We start from the raw sequence: 15,534 nt of genomic DNA, 5'->3' as shown, positions 1-15,534 counted from the left end.
CCCCCCCTGCCATGGCGCGTGCCGGCGGCCGCCGTCGCACTCCTGGTCGTCATGAGCATCTTCGGCGCAATCCGCCTCTCGCTGCATCCGACCACGATGGTCGCCGGCGCCAAGCTGCGCTTGATGCAGCCGAACCTGCAGCAGGACGCGAAGTTCAACTACGCCGCCAAGGCGGAAGTGATGAAGAAGTACCTCGCGCTGTCGGACCGCGCCTCCGGCCCGCAGTCGACCGGCGTGCGCGATGCCACCATCTTGATATGGCCGGAATCCGCCTTTCCGTTCTTCCTGACCCGCGAAGCCGACGCGATGGCGCAAATTGCCGACCTCCTGCCGAAGGGCACCGTGCTGATCACGGGGTCGGTCCGCGCGCCCGACCTGCCGCGCGGCACGCCGATCACGCGCGCCTACAATTCGATCTACGTGATCGATCACGACGGCAGCGTGCTCGCAGTCTACGACAAGATGCATCTGGTGCCGTTCGGAGAATTTCTTCCCTACCAGGCGTTGATGGAGAAACTCGGCTTCGAGCAACTGACGCGTGTGCGCGGCGGCTTCATTCCCGGCACCGTGCGGCACACGTTGCCGGTCGCCAGCGCACCGCCTGCGCTGCCGCTGATCTGTTACGAAGCCATCTTTCCCGGCGAAGTGGCTGGACGCAACGAACGCCCGGGCTGGATCGTGAACCTCACCAACGACGGCTGGTTCGGCATCTCGACCGGCCCCTATCAGCATCTGGAGCAGTCGCGGATGCGCGCGATCGAACTCGGATTGCCGCTGGTCCGCTCCGCCAATACCGGCATCTCCGCAGTAATCGATCCGGTCGGACGCACGGTCGCGAGCCTGGGTCTCGGCATCGAAGGCATTTTGGATGCAAACCTCCCGGCCGCGATCCCACCGACCGTCTATGCACGGGTGGGTGATGTGCCCGCGGCCATGCTCGTAGCGGTGGCCGTGCTCCTGGCGCTCCGCCGACGCGTCGCCAAGCGTCAGCCCTGATCGCGCCACCGGCGAAGCGGCCGGAATCCTTTGACAACCGTCGTCCCACGGTTGACAGACTGCACGCGGGCTCCCCATTCTGCACCGGCTGCGAAAGACAGCGGTGCATTGCTAAATTTCTCCGCAATGTTTCCCAATAACAGGGTTTGATTTTGACGATGTTGCACCCAGGGCATGCTTGATGACTGCTCCGAAGGTGATGTTTGGAGGGCTGAGGAAATGTCGAAAGCGCCCAACCCTGTTGACAAATATGTCGGCAGTCGCGTGCGCATGCGCCGCATCATGTTGGGCATGAGCCAGGAGAAACTCGGTGAAGCTTTGGGCCTGACTTTCCAGCAGATCCAGAAATACGAGAAAGGCACCAACCGGGTGGGCGCGAGCCGCATCCAGCAGATCGCCGAGATTCTCCAGGTACCGGTGTCATTCCTGTTCGAGGGTGGCCCGAGCGGCGTGCCGGGTCCGGATGGCTTCAGCGAAGGCGCTTCGCCTTCCTACGTCTCGGACTTTCTCGCGACCTCCGAAGGGCTCGCCTTGACCAAGGCGTTCACGCGAATCACCGATTCGAAGATGCGCCGTTCGATCGTCGATCTCGTCGAGCAGATTGCGGCTCGCGAAGGCCCGGACAAGCGCTGAAGCGCCATCTCCATGGCGATTTGAGACTGCAGCAAATCTGGCCTATGTCGTCATTTATGACCGCGCCTCGATGCGCGTCCGCTTCGATGATGCAATACATAGGCACAGATGCGTCCATGACCGACTCCAATTGGTTCGATTCTCAAACTATCCTCGATGGCATCCGCCGCTGGGTGGAGATCGAGACGCCGACGGAAGCGCCTCAACAGGTCAACAAGCTGGTCTCATTGGTCGCGGAGCAATACCGCGATCTGCCTGTCACGCTCGAGCGCATCGCCGGCGTGGACGGCTGCGGCGATCATCTCATGGCGCGCACGAATTGGGGTCAGGACCGGCCAGGCATCCTGGTACTGAGCCACCTCGATACCGTTCATCCGATCGGATTCATCGAGCGACTGCCGTTCAGGGTCGAAGGCGACGTCGCGTTCGGTCCCGGCATCTACGACATGAAGGGCGGCGCCTACATCGCCCATCACGCCTTTCGCGCGCTTTGTGCAACGGCCGATCGCTCGCCGCTCGGCATCACGCACCTGTTCACCTCCGACGAGGAGATCGGCAGCCCCACCTCCCGCGCGCTGATCGAGCGGGAGGGACGCAAGGCCAAATATGTGCTGGTGACGGAGCCGGCGCGTGACGGCGGCAAGATCGTCACCGGACGCAAGGGCGTCGGACGCTTCCAGGTGTTCATCAAGGGCGTGCCCGCGCATGCCGGCTCCCGGCCCGAAGACGGCCGCAGCGCCGTCCGCGAGCTCGGCAACGTCATCCTGGCACTGGAAGGGATGAACGATCTGACGCGCGGCGTCACCGTCAATGTCGGCGTGGTGCGCGGGGGCACGCGTCCCAACGTCACTCCGGAGGAGGCCTATGCCGAAGTCGACCTGCGCGTGCTGAGCTTCGAGGACGCAGACGAGTTCGTCGGCAGGATTCTCGCCCTGACTTCGAAGACGGACGGCGTCACCGTCACGGTCACCGGCGAGCTCAATCGTCCGCCTTACGAGAAGAGCAATGCCGGCGCCTCGCTGTACGAGCATGCGAAGACACTCGCCACGGAGATCGGCTTCGAGCTGATCGACACGCATACGGGCGGCGGCTCGGACGGCAATTTCACCGCCGCGCACACCGCGACGCTGGACGGGCTCGGGGTCGACGGCAAGGGCGCGCACACCCATTATGAGCAGCTCTATGTCTCGTCGCTCGCGCCGCGCGCGCGGCTGCTCCATCGCCTCTATCAGACGCTGCGATGAGCGAACGCAAGTCAGACCCCGATAGCGAGGACAGCGAGCGCGCCTTCTTCGGACGCCGCAAGGGCCACAAGCTCAGGCAGCACCAGGCCGAGCTGATCGATCATCTGCTGCCGCATCTTGCGCTCGACATCGACCGCGAGATGCCGGCGGATGCTCGCGCGATCTTCGCCCCTGTAGCCGAAGATGTCAGGCTCGAGATCGGCTTCGGCGGCGGCGAGCATCTTGCGGCCGAGGCGAAGAACTTCCCCGCGACCGGCTTCATCGGCTGCGAGCCCTATGTCAACGGCATGGCGAAAATCCTCGCGCAGATCGAGGTCGCCAACATCGGCAACATCCGCCTTTTCGCCGGCGATGCTGCCGAACTGCTGGCCTGGCTCCCGAAGGATTCGCTGTCGAGGATCGACCTGATCCACCCCGATCCCTGGCCGAAGCGACGGCACTGGAAGCGGCGTTTCGTCCAGGACCGGACGATCGCCGCAATGGCGCGCGTGCTCCGGAGCGGCGGCGAATTCCGCTTCGTCTGCGACATCGACGACTACTGCGCCTGGACGCTGTCGCATCTTGCGCGCTCGCAGGACTTCGTCTGGCTTGCCGAGCGCGCCGATGATTTCCGCCAGCCATGGCCGGGCTACACCATGACACGCTACGGCCGGAAGGCCGCACGGGAAGGACGCAGGGCGGCCTATTTGAGGTTCAGGCGGGTCGGTTAGTCAGATCGTCCGCCGGTTGCGCCAGAAATTCACGACGCGTTCGGCGGTCGCGGGCATCAGGCGCGTGAAGTTTGCGCGCGCGACCTCGATGTCGGCATCGGTCGGCGTGCGTTGCGGGCCGTACCAGAGCAGGATGAGCGCGCGCACCGTGGGCCAGCCGAGATTGAGCACGCGGCCCAAGATCAGAAGCGGATCGTAGCGGTCGCCCGCGATCAGGCGATCGAGGATCGAGAGGCGAACGCCGGACATCGCCGACAGCGAGGCGATCGATTCCTCGTATTTGTGCGCCTTGGCGAAACCGAGCAGCGCGCTCTCGCCGAGATGGCCCTCGCGATGCAGCGCGAGCACCGTGCGCTGCGCGCCCGAAAAATCGCGTCGCGGCCCCGGCGGCAGCGCGGCCTCCTCGATCGCCGCCATCGCGCGCTTGATCTCGACTTGGCGCGTGGGATGGACCACGCTGGAGAGTCGGCGGCGGATGACGTCGAGCGTCCCGTCGAGAAGCTGTTTCAGGTGCTCGCCGGAAAGGTCATTGCGCTGGCCGATCTTGAGCGTCAGCACGCCGTCCTGCGCCGCGCGCTTGATCATCTCGGAATAGCTGCCTGGTGAGAACGCCGCACCGGCATTGCCCGCGGCGCGGCGCACCACGTCGCGATCGCCGCGCTCGACCAGCACGTCGGTGACGACGGGAGACAGCGCGGGGCGCTCCGTCATCGCCAGGAGATGGCCCTGGCCTTTCAAGCGCGCGATCTCGACAAGAGCCGCATCGTCGAGCACTGGCGAGCGGCGCAGCACGGGACCGGCCACCATGATCTCGTTCTCGCGCGCGAGCTGATTGACCAGGTGCGGCGGCGCGTTGTTCAGGCGCGAGAAGCGCTCGGCCAGATCGACGCGCGAGGCCAGCTCGGCATGCGGGACGAGGTCGATCAGGAGATTGTCGAAGAGATCGATCAACTCGGGGCGGAGCTTCTCCGCATCCTGGAAGAACAACTGGGCGATGGCACGCGCGATCTCTCCGCGTCGCCGCGGATCGCCGCGTTTGACGATATCGTCCAATCCAGGAATGAGCGACGTGGCAACGGTCATGAAAACGCAACTCGAACGGGGCACGCCGCGGGTGCGCCCTTGGTTCAAGCCGCCCCACGATCGGGGAATTTAGGCCTGCTTGATGAAAGAAGCGTTGCGCAGGGTTCGCGGATCGGCGCAAAAAGCCCCCGTTCCCGCCGCAATGGGCCTTGTCCGGGCGGACGGAAAGCGCTATATCAGCGCCAATTCATCTTCTCATACGATCCGCGTAGTGAGAGTGGGCCCGAAAGGACCCGCTCTTTTTTATTACCTGAAGGCGGCTTGGTGGGAGATGCGGCCCGACGCTGTCGGGAGAGTTCCGAAACGGGCTTTGAAGTCGTAACCAAGCCTTAACCCAAGCCTTAACCAACGAGCGCCCTGACCCTGGACATGACCGAACCGAACCCTGGTTCCACGGATGCCGAATTGCTGGCCGAGCCGCGGCTCGTGGTCGAGCCGGGCGTCGCGGCACGGGTGTCGGCGGTCGCGGCTCCCGTGCTCCAGGGCATGGGCTATCGCCTGGTGCGGATCCGCATTTCGGGGGAAGCCGGCTGCACCGTGCAGATCATGGCCGAGCGACCGGACGGCTCGATGCAGATCGAGGATTGCGAAGCGATCTCGCGGGCATTGTCGCCCGTGCTCGACGTCGCCGATCCCATCGATCGCGCCTACCGGCTGGAGATCTCCTCGCCGGGGATCGACCGTCCGCTGGTGCGGCGCTCCGATTTCGAGCGCTATTTTGGGCATCTGGTGAAGGTCGAGATGGCGGTCGCGCATGAGGGGCGGAAGCGTTTCCGCGGCGCGCTCGGTGCCGTCGAAGGCGACCGCGTGCATCTGCATCGCGACGACGTCAAGGCGGGCGACGAGGCCGACGTTCTCCTGACCATGGAGGATATCGGCGAGGCCCGGCTGGTGCTGACCGACGAGCTGATTGCCGAATCGATGCGCCGCGGCAAGGCCGAGGCGCGCGAGATGCGCCGCAATCTCGGTCTCGAACCGCCACAGGCACCGCACGCGAAGATCAGCGAGAGAACCACCAGGAACACCAGGCCGAAGAAGAAGCCGGCCCCGAAGAACACCAAGCAACATCGCCTGGCCGCCGAACGCGCGCGGCGCGGCGAGACCGAGCCTGACCAAGGAGACTAGCCATGGCAGTCAGCGCCAACCGACTTGAATTGCTTCAGATCGCCGATGCCGTCGCACGCGAGAAATCGATCGACCGCGGCATCGTCATCGCGGCGATGGAAGACGCCATCGCCAAGGCGGCACGGGCCCGTTACGGCAGTGAAACTGACGTTCATGCCGAGATCGACCCGAAGAAAGGCGAGCTGCGGCTGTCGCGCCACATGCTGGTGGTCGACAAGGTCGAGAATCATTCCAACCAGATCTCGCTGGTCGACGCGCAGCGCGCCAATCCCGGTGCCCAGGTCGGCGACACCATCGCCGACACCCTGCCGCCGCTGGAATATGGTCGCATCGCCGCGCAATCGGCCAAGCAGGTGATCGTGCAGAAGGTGCGCGAGGCCGAGCGCGACCGGCAGTACCAGGAATTCAAGGACCGCATCGGCGACATCGTCAACGGCGTCGTCAAGCGCGTCGAATATGGCAGCGTGATCGTCGATCTCGGCCGTGGCGAGGCCATCATCCGCCGCGACGAGATGCTGCCGCGCGAAGTGTTCCGCAACGGCGACCGCGTCCGCGCCTACATCTTCGACGTCCGCCGCGAGACGAGAGGCCCGCAGATCTTCCTCTCCCGCACCCACCCGCAGTTCATGGCGAAGCTGTTCGCGCAGGAAGTGCCGGAGATCTATGATGGCATCGTCGAGATCAAGGCGGTGGCCCGCGATCCCGGCTCGCGCGCGAAAATCGGCGTGATTTCCCGCGATTCCTCGGTGGATCCGGTCGGCGCCTGCGTCGGCATGCGCGGCTCGCGCGTGCAGGCGGTGGTGAACGAGCTGCAGGGCGAGAAGATCGACATCATTCCCTGGTCGCCCGACATCGCGACCTTCGTAGTCAACGCGCTGGCGCCAGCCGAAGTCTCCAAGGTCGTCATCGACGAGGACCGTGAGCGCATCGAGGTCGTCGTTCCCGACACCAACAACCAGCTCTCGCTGGCGATCGGCCGCCGCGGCCAGAACGTGCGTCTGGCCTCGCAGCTCACCGGCTGGGACATCGACATCCTGACCGAGCAGGAGGAATCGGAGCGCCGCCAGGCCGACTTCGAGAACTCCACCCGCGTCTTCATGGAATCGCTCAACGTCGACGAAGTGGTCGGCCAGCTGCTGGCGTCCGAAGGCTTCACCTCGGTCGAGGAACTCGCGATGGTGGACCTCAAGGAACTCGCCAGCATCGAGGGTTTTGACGAGGAGACCGCGCAAGAGCTCCAGAACCGCGCCCGCGAATATCTGGAGCAGCAGGAAGCCGAGCTCGAGGCCAGGCGCAAGGAACTTGGCGTCGAGGACGCGCTCAAGGACGTGCCCGGCGTGACCTCGAAGATGCTGGTGAAGTTCGGCGAGAACGACATCAAGACGGTCGACGACCTCGCAGGCTGCGCCACCGACGACCTGGTCGGCTGGACCGAGCGCAAGGAAGGCGGCGAGCAGACCAAGCACGCCGGCGCGCTCGACGGCATCGACATCTCCCGTGACGATGCCGAAGCGATGATCATGCAGGCCCGCGTCAAGGCCGGCTGGATCACCGAAGCCGATCTCGCCAAGCCTGCTGAAGAGGCTGAGGCGACCGAAGACCAGCCGGCGTAAGGCGTGTTGAGCGAAAGTGGAGACCGGTTTTGCTTAGAGAACACGCGACTTGGAAGGCGTAGGAGGATGTCGCCCGGATGCTCGCCAGCACTGACAGCGAACTCGACCATGGGCCGCGGACCGAAAAGTCCGCGACCATGCGCATGTGCGCGGTCAGTCGCGAGGTCCGGCCGATCGACGAGCTGATCCGCTTCGTCGTGTCGCCGCAGGGCGACGTGGTTCCCGATCTCAAGCGCAAGCTGCCCGGACGCGGCATGTGGATCACAGCCTCACGCAAGGTGGTTGCGGAAGCCGTGCGGCGTCACCAATTCAATAAGGCCTTCAAGCGCGATTTGCGCGCCCCCCAGACGCTTCCCACCGACATCGAGGCACTCCTGGTCCGGAGCGTGACGGAAGCCCTTGGGATCGCCGCCAAGGCGGGGCAGGTCGTGGCCGGCTTCGGCAAGGTCGAGAGCGCCCTTCGGGAAGGAACGGTCGAGGTCCTGATCCATGCCAGTGACGGGGCCGCGGACGGAATCCGCAAATTGGACATGCTGGCGCGTCAAAATGCCGGAGATCGCGGTGCCCAACCGCAGATTCCCGTCGTTACCGCACTGAAATCGGTAGAATTGGATTTGGCACTGACCCGGTCAAATGTGATACATGCTGCCCTGCTCGCGGGCCCGGCGAGCAAGTCATTCCTGTCACGTAGCCAGATGCTGGTCCGATACCGGATGGCGGACGATGACAAGACTGCCGAAAAGCCCGGCCAGGATTTCTGAGAGACAACGACGACCCAATTGGACGGTGCGGCAACGCACAACACTGATAAATCAGGATTAGGACTGCTGAATGGTTGATACCAAGACCCCTGGCGACAAGAAGCTGAGCGTTCCGAGCAAGACGCTATCGCTCAAGCCGCGCGTCGAAACGGGTACCGTGCGCCAGAGCTTCAGCCATGGCCGCAGCAAGCAGGTCGTGGTCGAGAAGCGCGGCAAGCGCCGCATTGGCGATGGCCCCGAGCCGCACGCGCCTGAGGTCACTGCAAAGCCGGCGCCGGCCGCACCCGCCGCGCCGTCGCGCCCGGCGCCGCCCGCCGCGCCTCGCAATGCCGGTTCCGGCGTGGTGCTGCGCACCCTGACCGAGGATGAGCGTTCGGCCCGCGCCAGCGCGCTGGCCGATGCCAAGCTGCGCGAGGTCGAGGAGCGCCGCCAGGCCGAGGAAGAGGCCCAGCGCCGTGCCGTCCGCGAAGCCGCCGAACGCGCGGAGCGCGAAGCAGCCGAGGCCCGCCGCAAGGCCGAGGACGAACGCCATCGCCATGAGGACGAGGCCAAGCGGAAGGCCGAGACCGAGGCCAAGAAGCGTTTTGGAGAGGGCGAGCAGCCGTCCGCCGCGCGTCCCGCAACGGCGGCCCCGGCCGCTCCTGCGCCGCGGCCCGGCGCACCCGCGGCGCGGCCCGGCACCACGACGGCACGCCCGGGAACGACGCCGGCGCGGCCTGCAACAACCACCGCGCAGCGTCCGGGTGGACCGGCTGGCCGCGGCCCCGCAGTTGCGGCCGAGCCTGATGAGGAAGAGGCTCCGCGCCAGATCCGTCGCGGTCCCGGCGGCGCCGCGCGTCCCGCGCCTCCCCCGAAGACCACCCACAAGCCCGGCCCGCAGAAGGAGCGCGGCCGTCTCACCGTGGTCACCGCGCTCAACGCCGACGAGGTGCGCGAGCGCTCGATCGCCTCGTTCCGCCGCCGCACCCAGCGCCTGAAGGGCCACGCCTCGAACGAGCCGAAGGAAAAGCTCATCCGCGAGGTGGTCATTCCGGAAGCGATCACCATCCAGGAGCTCGCCAACCGCATGGCCGAGCGCGCGGTCGACGTCATCCGCATGCTGATGAAGCAGGGCGCGATGCACAAGATCACCGACGTGATCGACGCCGACACCGCGCAGCTGATCGCCGAAGAACTGGGCCACACCGTCAAGCGCGTTGCGGCATCGGACGTCGAAGAAGGCCTGTTCGACACCGTCGACGATTCCACCGATACCGAGACGCGCTCGCCCGTCGTGACCGTCATGGGTCACGTCGATCACGGCAAGACTTCGCTGCTCGATGCGCTCCGCCACGCCAACGTCGTCTCCGGCGAGGCCGGCGGCATCACCCAGCACATCGGCGCCTATCAGGTGGTGTCGCCCGAAAGCGGCAAGAAGATCACCTTCATCGACACGCCCGGCCACGCCGCGTTCACCGCGATGCGCGCTCGCGGCGCCAAGGTCACCGACATCGTCGTGCTGGTGGTCGCAGCCGACGACGGCGTGATGCCGCAGACGGTCGAAGCCATCAACCACGCCAAGGCGGCGCGGGTGCCGATCATCGTTGCCATCAACAAGATCGACAAGCCCGACGCCAGGCCCGAGCGCGTGCGCACCGAGCTGCTCCAGCACGAGGTGCAGGTGGAGTCCTTCGGCGGCGAGGTCGTCGACGTCGAGGTGTCCGCCAAGAACAAGACCAATCTCGACAAGCTGCTCGAGATGATCGCCCTCCAGGCCGAAATCCTCGACCTGAAGACCAATTCGCATCGTCCGGCCGAAGGCACCGTGATCGAGGCCAAGCTCGATCGCGGCCGCGGTCCGGTCGCGACCGTGCTGGTGCAACGCGGCACGCTCCGGGTCGGAGACATCATCGTCGCCGGAGCGGAAATGGGCCGTGTCCGCGCCTTGATCTCCGATCAGGGCGAGACGGTGCAGGAGGCCGGTCCCTCGGTGCCGGTCGAAGTGCTCGGCTTCAACGGTCCGCCGGAGGCCGGCGATCGTCTCGCGGTGGTCGAGAACGAAGCCCGCGCCCGTCAGGTCACCAGCTACCGTGCGCACCAGAAGCGCGAGAACGCGGCAGCTTCGATCTCCGGCATGCGCGGCTCGCTCGAGCAGATGATGTCGCAGCTGAAGACGGCGGGCCGCAAGGAATTCCCGCTGATCGTCAAGGCCGACGTGCAGGGCTCGCTGGAAGCGATCCTCGGCTCGCTGGAGAAGCTCGGCACCGACGAAGTCGCGGCCCGCATCCTGCATGCCGGCGTCGGCGGCATCTCGGAATCCGACGTGACGCTCGCGGAAGGCTTCAACGCCGCGATCATCGGCTTCTCGGTTCGTGCCAACAAGGAAGCCGCTGCGGCCGCCAAGCGCAACGGCATCGAGATCCGCTACTACAACATCATCTACGACCTCGTGGACGACGTGAAGAAGGCGATGAGCGGTCTGCTCGCGCCGACCTTGCGCGAAACCATGCTGGGCAATGCCGAGATCCTGGAGATCTTCAACATCTCCAAGGTCGGCAAGGTCGCCGGCTGCCGCGTCACCGACGGCACCGTGGAGCGCGGCGCCAATGTGCGCCTGATCCGCGACAACGTCGTCGTGCACGAAGGCAAGCTGTCGACGCTCAAGCGCTTCAAGGACGAAGTGAAGGAAGTCCAGTCCGGCCAGGAATGCGGCATGGCCTTCGAGAGCTATCACGACATGCGTGCCGGTGACGTGATCGAGTGTTATCGCGTGGAGACGATCCAGCGCTCCCTGTAAGTCCAAATCTTACCGAAGCGTTCGGATCTTTTTGAACTGAAATTGCGGGAGTGCGATGGCCGGATTTTTTCCGGCCATCCACCCCTCTTCGTTTCAACAGGACAAATGACAATGCCCGTGTCCCGGCACGGGCACGACAAGGTGATTTTCGAGAATGCCACGCCACCATCAGAAGAAGGGTTCCGGGCCCGGCGGAGGCTCGCAGCGTCAGTTGCGCGTCGGCGAGCAGGTCCGCCACGCGATGGCCGACATTCTGGCGCAAGGCAATGTGCATGATGCAGACCTCGAAGGTCACATCATCACCGTGCCGGAGGTGCGGATGTCGCCCGACCTGAAGCTCGCGACGGTCTACGTGATGCCGCTCGGTGGCCGCGACACCGAGATCGTGATCGCGGCGCTCGAGCGCAACAAGAAATTCCTGCGCGGCGAGGTCGCGCGGCGCGTTAACCTGAAATTTGCACCTGACATTCGCTTCCGCGTCGACGAGCGATTCGACGAAGCGGAACGGATCGAGAAGCTTTTGCGAACACCTGCGGTGCAGAAGGACTTGGACAAGGATCTGGAACAGAATCCGGCTTCGGATCGGGAAGAAGAGCAATGACGATGGACCCGGCTCACGGCACGATCGGCGACAACGATGCCGATCAGCGCGAGGCGCAGAAAAATAATTTTACGGATGTGGGGGGCGATGCTCGGCCGCATCAGGAGCAGCGCCGCGTCAACAACGATCCGCGCGCCAGGCAGCAGAAGGGCAATCAGCCGCGCCGGGACCGCCGCGACGTCCACGGCTGGGTCGTGCTCGACAAGCCGATCGGCATGACCTCGACGCAGGCGGTTGCCGTGCTCAAGCGCCTGTTCAACGCCAAGCGCGCCGGACACGCCGGTACGCTCGATCCGCTCGCCTCGGGCGGGCTGCCGATCGCGCTCGGGGAAGCCACCAAGACCGTTCCCTTCGTCATGGACGGCCGCAAGCGCTACCAGTTCACGGTCTGCTGGGGCGAGGAGCGCGACACCGACGACATCGAGGGCCGGGTCACCGCGACCTCCGACCAGCGCCCGACCCGCGACGCCATCCTGGCCCTCTTGCCCCGCTTCACCGGGGTGATCGAGCAGATCCCGCCGCGCTATTCCGCGATCAAGGTCCAGGGCGAGCGTGCCTACGATCTCGCCCGCGACGGGGAGGTCGTGGAACTGGCGCCCCGCCCGGTCGAGATTCACCACTTAACCCTTGTGGATCAACCGGATAACGACCACGCCGTGTTCGAGGCCGAATGCGGCAAGGGCACCTATGTCCGTGCGCTGGCCCGCGATATGGGCCGGATTCTCGGCACTTTCGGCCATATTTGCGCGCTTCGGCGGACCCTGGTCGGCCCATTTGGCGAAAACGACATGATTCCGCTGGATCAGCTGGAGGCTTTGTGCGATAGAGCCGCGTCCGGCGAGGGCAGCCTCGCCGACGCGCTTTTGCCCGTTGAGACCGCGCTGGACGACATCCCGGCACTGGCCGTCACTCGGGCTGATGCGGCAAGGCTCCATCGGGGCCAAGCCGTTTTGTTGCGCGGACGGGATGCGCCCACTTGTAGCGGCACAGTCTATGTCACGGTGGCAGGCCGGCTTCTCGCGCTTGCTGAAGTCGGCAATGGCGAAATCATCCCCAAGCGTGTGTTCAACCTGACCGGCCTGACTGCCAGCTCCGGTCGCAACGAGAGAAATTGACGATGTCGATTGCCGCAGAACGCAAAGCGGAAGTCATCAAGACGAATGCCACCAAGGCCGGTGACACCGGCTCGCCCGAGGTTCAGGTCGCGATCCTGTCGGAACGCATCAACAACCTCACCAGCCATTTCAAGACCCACGTGAAGGACAACCATTCGCGTCGCGGCCTCTTGAAGCTGGTCTCGACCCGCCGCTCGCTCCTCGACTACCTCAAGAAGAAGGACGAGGCGCGATACAAGGCGCTGCTCGAGAAGCACAATATTCGTCGTTAAGTGTTCCTGCGCGCGCCACTGGCGCGCGTTTTCGCGTGTGGTTTCGAACGAAAGCGCTTCCTTAACGGTTTTTGATCGAGGCTGCGTGCGCGTCGGATGCGGATCGTCGAGGACTCGCATCCGGGCATGAAGAGTGAAGACCGCGGTTCGGTGTTCGCGTTCGTGCCGACTGACAGTCCAGCAGCAATCCGGCGGCTGGGCACAACGGGCAAGGCGCCCGTATGACCCGAAAGGATGGACGCCATCCGAAATCCAAAAACCATGGCAGGATCGCAGGACGCTGATCATCAGCTCCGATCAGCGTCCCGCAATCTTGCGCATGGTTTTTGTTTTTCGACGCGTCCCTTCTTTCGAGAACCCATGAAAGAAGACCACTATGTTCAATAAGCATTCAGTCGAGATCGACTGGGGCGGACGCCCACTCAAGCTCGAAACCGGCAAGATCGCCCGCCAGGCCGACGGCGCCGTCGTCGCCACCTATGGCGAGACCGTGGTGCTCGCCACCGTCGTCGCGGCGAAGGCCCCGCGCGAGGGTGTCGACTTCCTGCCGCTGACCGTCGACTACCAGGAGAAGACCTACGCTGCGGGCCGCATCCCCGGCGGCTATTTCAAGCGCGAGGGCCGTCCGACCGAGAAGGAGACGCTGGTCTCCCGCCTGATCGACCGTCCGATCCGCCCGCTGTTCGTCGACGGCTGGCGCAACGAGACCCAGGTGATCGCCACCGTGCTGTCGCACGACATGGAGAACGACCCGGATATCGTCGCGCTGGTTGCATCGTCCGCTGCGCTGACCCTGTCCGGCGCCCCGTTCAAGGGTCCGATCGGCGCGGCCCGCGTCGGCTTCGCCAATGACGAATTCATCCTCAACCCGACGCTCGACGAGATGGTCGACACCCAGCTCGACCTCGTCGTTGCCGGCACCGCCGACGCCGTGCTGATGGTGGAATCGGAAGCCAAGGAGTTGAACGAAGACATCATGCTCGGCGCCGTGATGTTCGGTCACCGCCACTTCCAGCCGGTGATCAACGCGATCATCGAACTCGCCGAGAAGGCCGCCAAGGAGCCGCGCGAAGTCACCGTGATCGACAACGCCGCGCTCGAGAAGGAGATGCTCGGCCTCGTCGAGCAGGAGCTGCGCGCCGCCTACGCGATTCCCGTCAAGCAGGATCGCTACGCCGCGGTCGGCAAGGTCAAGGAAAAGGTGATCGCCCATTACTTCCCGGAAGGGCAGGAGCCGAAATACGACAAGCTCCGCGTCGCTGGCGTGTTCAAGGAATTGGAAGCCAAGATCGTTCGCTGGAACATCCTGGACACCGGCAAGCGCATCGACGGCCGCGACAGCAAGACGGTCCGCAACATCATTGCCGAAGTCGGTGTGCTGCCCCGCGCCCACGGTTCGGCGCTGTTCACCCGCGGCGAGACCCAGGCGATGGTCGTGACCACGCTCGGCACCGGCGAGGACGAGCAGTACATCGACGCGCTGTCGGGAACGTACAAGGAAACGTTCCTGCTGCACTACAACTTCCCGCCCTATTCGGTCGGTGAGACCGGCCGCCTCGGCGGCACCAAGCGCCGCGAGATCGGCCACGGCAAGCTCGCCTGGCGCGCGATCCATCCGGTGCTGCCGCCGCATCACGAGTTCCCCTACACGGTGCGCGTGGTCTCGGAGATCACCGAATCCAACGGCTCCTCGTCGATGGCATCGGTCTGCGGCGCCTCGCTGGCGCTGATGGATGCGGGCGTGCCGTTGAAGCGGCCGACCGCGGGCATCGCGATGGGCTTGATCCTCGAGGACAAGCGATTTGCGGTTCTCTCGGACATCCTCGGTGACGAGGACCATCTCGGCGACATGGACTTCAAGGTGGCCGGCACGGAAGCGGGTATCACCTCGCTCCAGATGGACATCAAGATCGAGGGTATCACCGAAGAGATCATGCGCGTCGCCCTTGGCCAGGCCAAGGACGGCCGCATCCACATCCTCGGCGAGATGGCCAAGGCCCTCACCGCGGCCCGCGCCGAGCTCGGCGAATATGCGCCGCGCATCGAGACCTTCAAGATCCCGACCGACAAGATCCGCGAAGTGATCGGCACCGGCGGCAAGGTGATCCGCGAGATCGTCGAGAAGACCGGCGCCAAGGTCAACATCGAGGACGACGGCACCGTGAAGGTCGCCTCCAGCGACGGCGAAGCCATGAAGGCCGCGATCAAGTGGATCAAGTCGATCGCGTCAGAGCCGGAAGTCGGCCAGATCTATGACGGCACCGTCGTCAAGGTGATGGAATTCGGCGCCTTCGTGAACTTCTTCGGCTCCAAGGACGGCCTCGTCCACATCAGCCAGCTCGCGGCCAACCGCGTGCAGAAGACCTCCGACGTCGTCAAGGAAGGCGACAAGGTCAAGGTCAAGCTGCTCGGCTTCGACGACCGCGGCAAGACCCGCCTGTCGATGAAGGTGGTCGATCAGACCACAGGCGAGGACCTCGAGGCCAAGGAGAAGGCCGCCGAGGGCGAGAACGCTCCGCGCGAAGCGGCCGGCGAGTAAGCCTCGGGACTTTGCCAGAAATACGAAGGGCGGCCGAAAGGCCGCCCTTTTTTGTGTTCGCTCCGG

Annotated in this window: 13 protein-coding genes; 12 read left to right on the top strand and 1 reads right to left on the bottom strand. The window is 65.0% G+C overall.

Features of this window, described 5'->3' with window-relative positions; genetic code table 11:
• The 4 genes from lnt to trmB form a co-directional block, all read left to right on the top strand.
• A partial coding sequence (gene lnt / locus IC50_RS11780) for an apolipoprotein N-acyltransferase (RefSeq protein WP_035704316.1) occupies positions 1-996 on the top strand: 996 nt, incomplete at its 5' end.
• Between the two features lie 219 nt (positions 997-1,215).
• The gene (locus IC50_RS11775) at positions 1,216-1,629 is read left to right on the top strand and encodes a helix-turn-helix domain-containing protein (protein WP_018319423.1); all 414 of its coding nucleotides are present in this window, start codon (positions 1,216-1,218) and stop codon (positions 1,627-1,629) included.
• An 86-nt stretch (positions 1,630-1,715) separates the two neighbouring features.
• Positions 1,716-2,873 carry a M20 family metallopeptidase gene (locus IC50_RS11770; RefSeq protein ID WP_035704309.1) on the top strand — a complete coding sequence of 386 codons (1,158 nt, stop codon included), beginning with the start codon at positions 1,716-1,718 and terminating at the stop codon, positions 2,871-2,873.
• A complete protein-coding gene (trmB, locus tag IC50_RS11765; RefSeq protein WP_035704307.1) occupies positions 2,870-3,583 on the top strand; it encodes a tRNA (guanosine(46)-N7)-methyltransferase TrmB in 714 nt (237 codons plus the stop codon). The genes IC50_RS11770 and trmB overlap by 4 nt, the downstream gene beginning before the upstream one ends.
• Here trmB and IC50_RS11760 read toward each other — a convergent pair whose 3' ends face one another.
• On the bottom strand, positions 3,584-4,666 hold the full coding sequence (locus IC50_RS11760; protein WP_035704304.1) for a DUF2336 domain-containing protein: 1,083 nt from the start codon (positions 4,664-4,666) through the stop codon (positions 3,584-3,586).
• Between the two features lie 369 nt (positions 4,667-5,035).
• On the opposite strand from IC50_RS11760, the gene rimP reads away from it, so the two are divergent.
• From rimP to pnp, 8 genes are all read left to right on the top strand, one after another.
• A complete protein-coding gene (rimP, locus tag IC50_RS11755; RefSeq protein WP_035704302.1) occupies positions 5,036-5,791 on the top strand; it encodes a ribosome maturation factor RimP in 756 nt (251 codons plus the stop codon).
• A 2-nt stretch (positions 5,792-5,793) separates the two neighbouring features.
• A complete protein-coding gene (nusA, locus tag IC50_RS11750) occupies positions 5,794-7,404 on the top strand; it encodes a transcription termination factor NusA (RefSeq protein ID WP_035704299.1) in 1,611 nt (536 codons plus the stop codon).
• A gap of 77 nt (positions 7,405-7,481) precedes the next feature.
• Positions 7,482-8,165 (top strand): RNA-binding protein, encoded by a 684-nt coding sequence (locus IC50_RS11745; RefSeq protein WP_035704296.1) that lies wholly within the window; start codon positions 7,482-7,484, stop codon positions 8,163-8,165.
• Positions 8,166-8,235: 70 nt separating this feature from the next.
• Entirely contained in the window at positions 8,236-10,941 is a 2,706-nt protein-coding gene (gene infB, locus IC50_RS11740; RefSeq protein ID WP_035704293.1) for a translation initiation factor IF-2, read from the top strand.
• A gap of 154 nt (positions 10,942-11,095) precedes the next feature.
• Positions 11,096-11,542, top strand: coding sequence for a 30S ribosome-binding factor RbfA (gene rbfA / locus IC50_RS11735; protein ID WP_035704290.1), 447 nt, complete (start codon positions 11,096-11,098; stop codon positions 11,540-11,542).
• Positions 11,539-12,657 (top strand): tRNA pseudouridine(55) synthase TruB, encoded by a 1,119-nt coding sequence (gene truB / locus IC50_RS11730; protein ID WP_035704288.1) that lies wholly within the window; start codon positions 11,539-11,541, stop codon positions 12,655-12,657. The genes rbfA and truB overlap by 4 nt, the downstream gene beginning before the upstream one ends.
• A gap of 2 nt (positions 12,658-12,659) precedes the next feature.
• A complete protein-coding gene (gene rpsO, locus IC50_RS11725) occupies positions 12,660-12,929 on the top strand; it encodes a 30S ribosomal protein S15 (protein WP_028133641.1) in 270 nt (89 codons plus the stop codon).
• Positions 12,930-13,305: 376 nt separating this feature from the next.
• Positions 13,306-15,468, top strand: a complete 2,163-nt coding sequence (gene pnp / locus IC50_RS11720) for a polyribonucleotide nucleotidyltransferase (protein WP_035704285.1) — start codon at positions 13,306-13,308, stop codon at positions 15,466-15,468.
• Positions 15,469-15,534 lie beyond the last annotated feature (66 nt).

This window comes from Bradyrhizobium genomosp. I (2014) (assembly GCF_000261685.1).
Lineage (GTDB): Bacteria > Pseudomonadota > Alphaproteobacteria > Rhizobiales > Xanthobacteraceae > Bradyrhizobium.
Note: the sequence above shows the minus strand (reverse complement) of the source record. Positions and strands in the feature narration are given on the sequence as shown.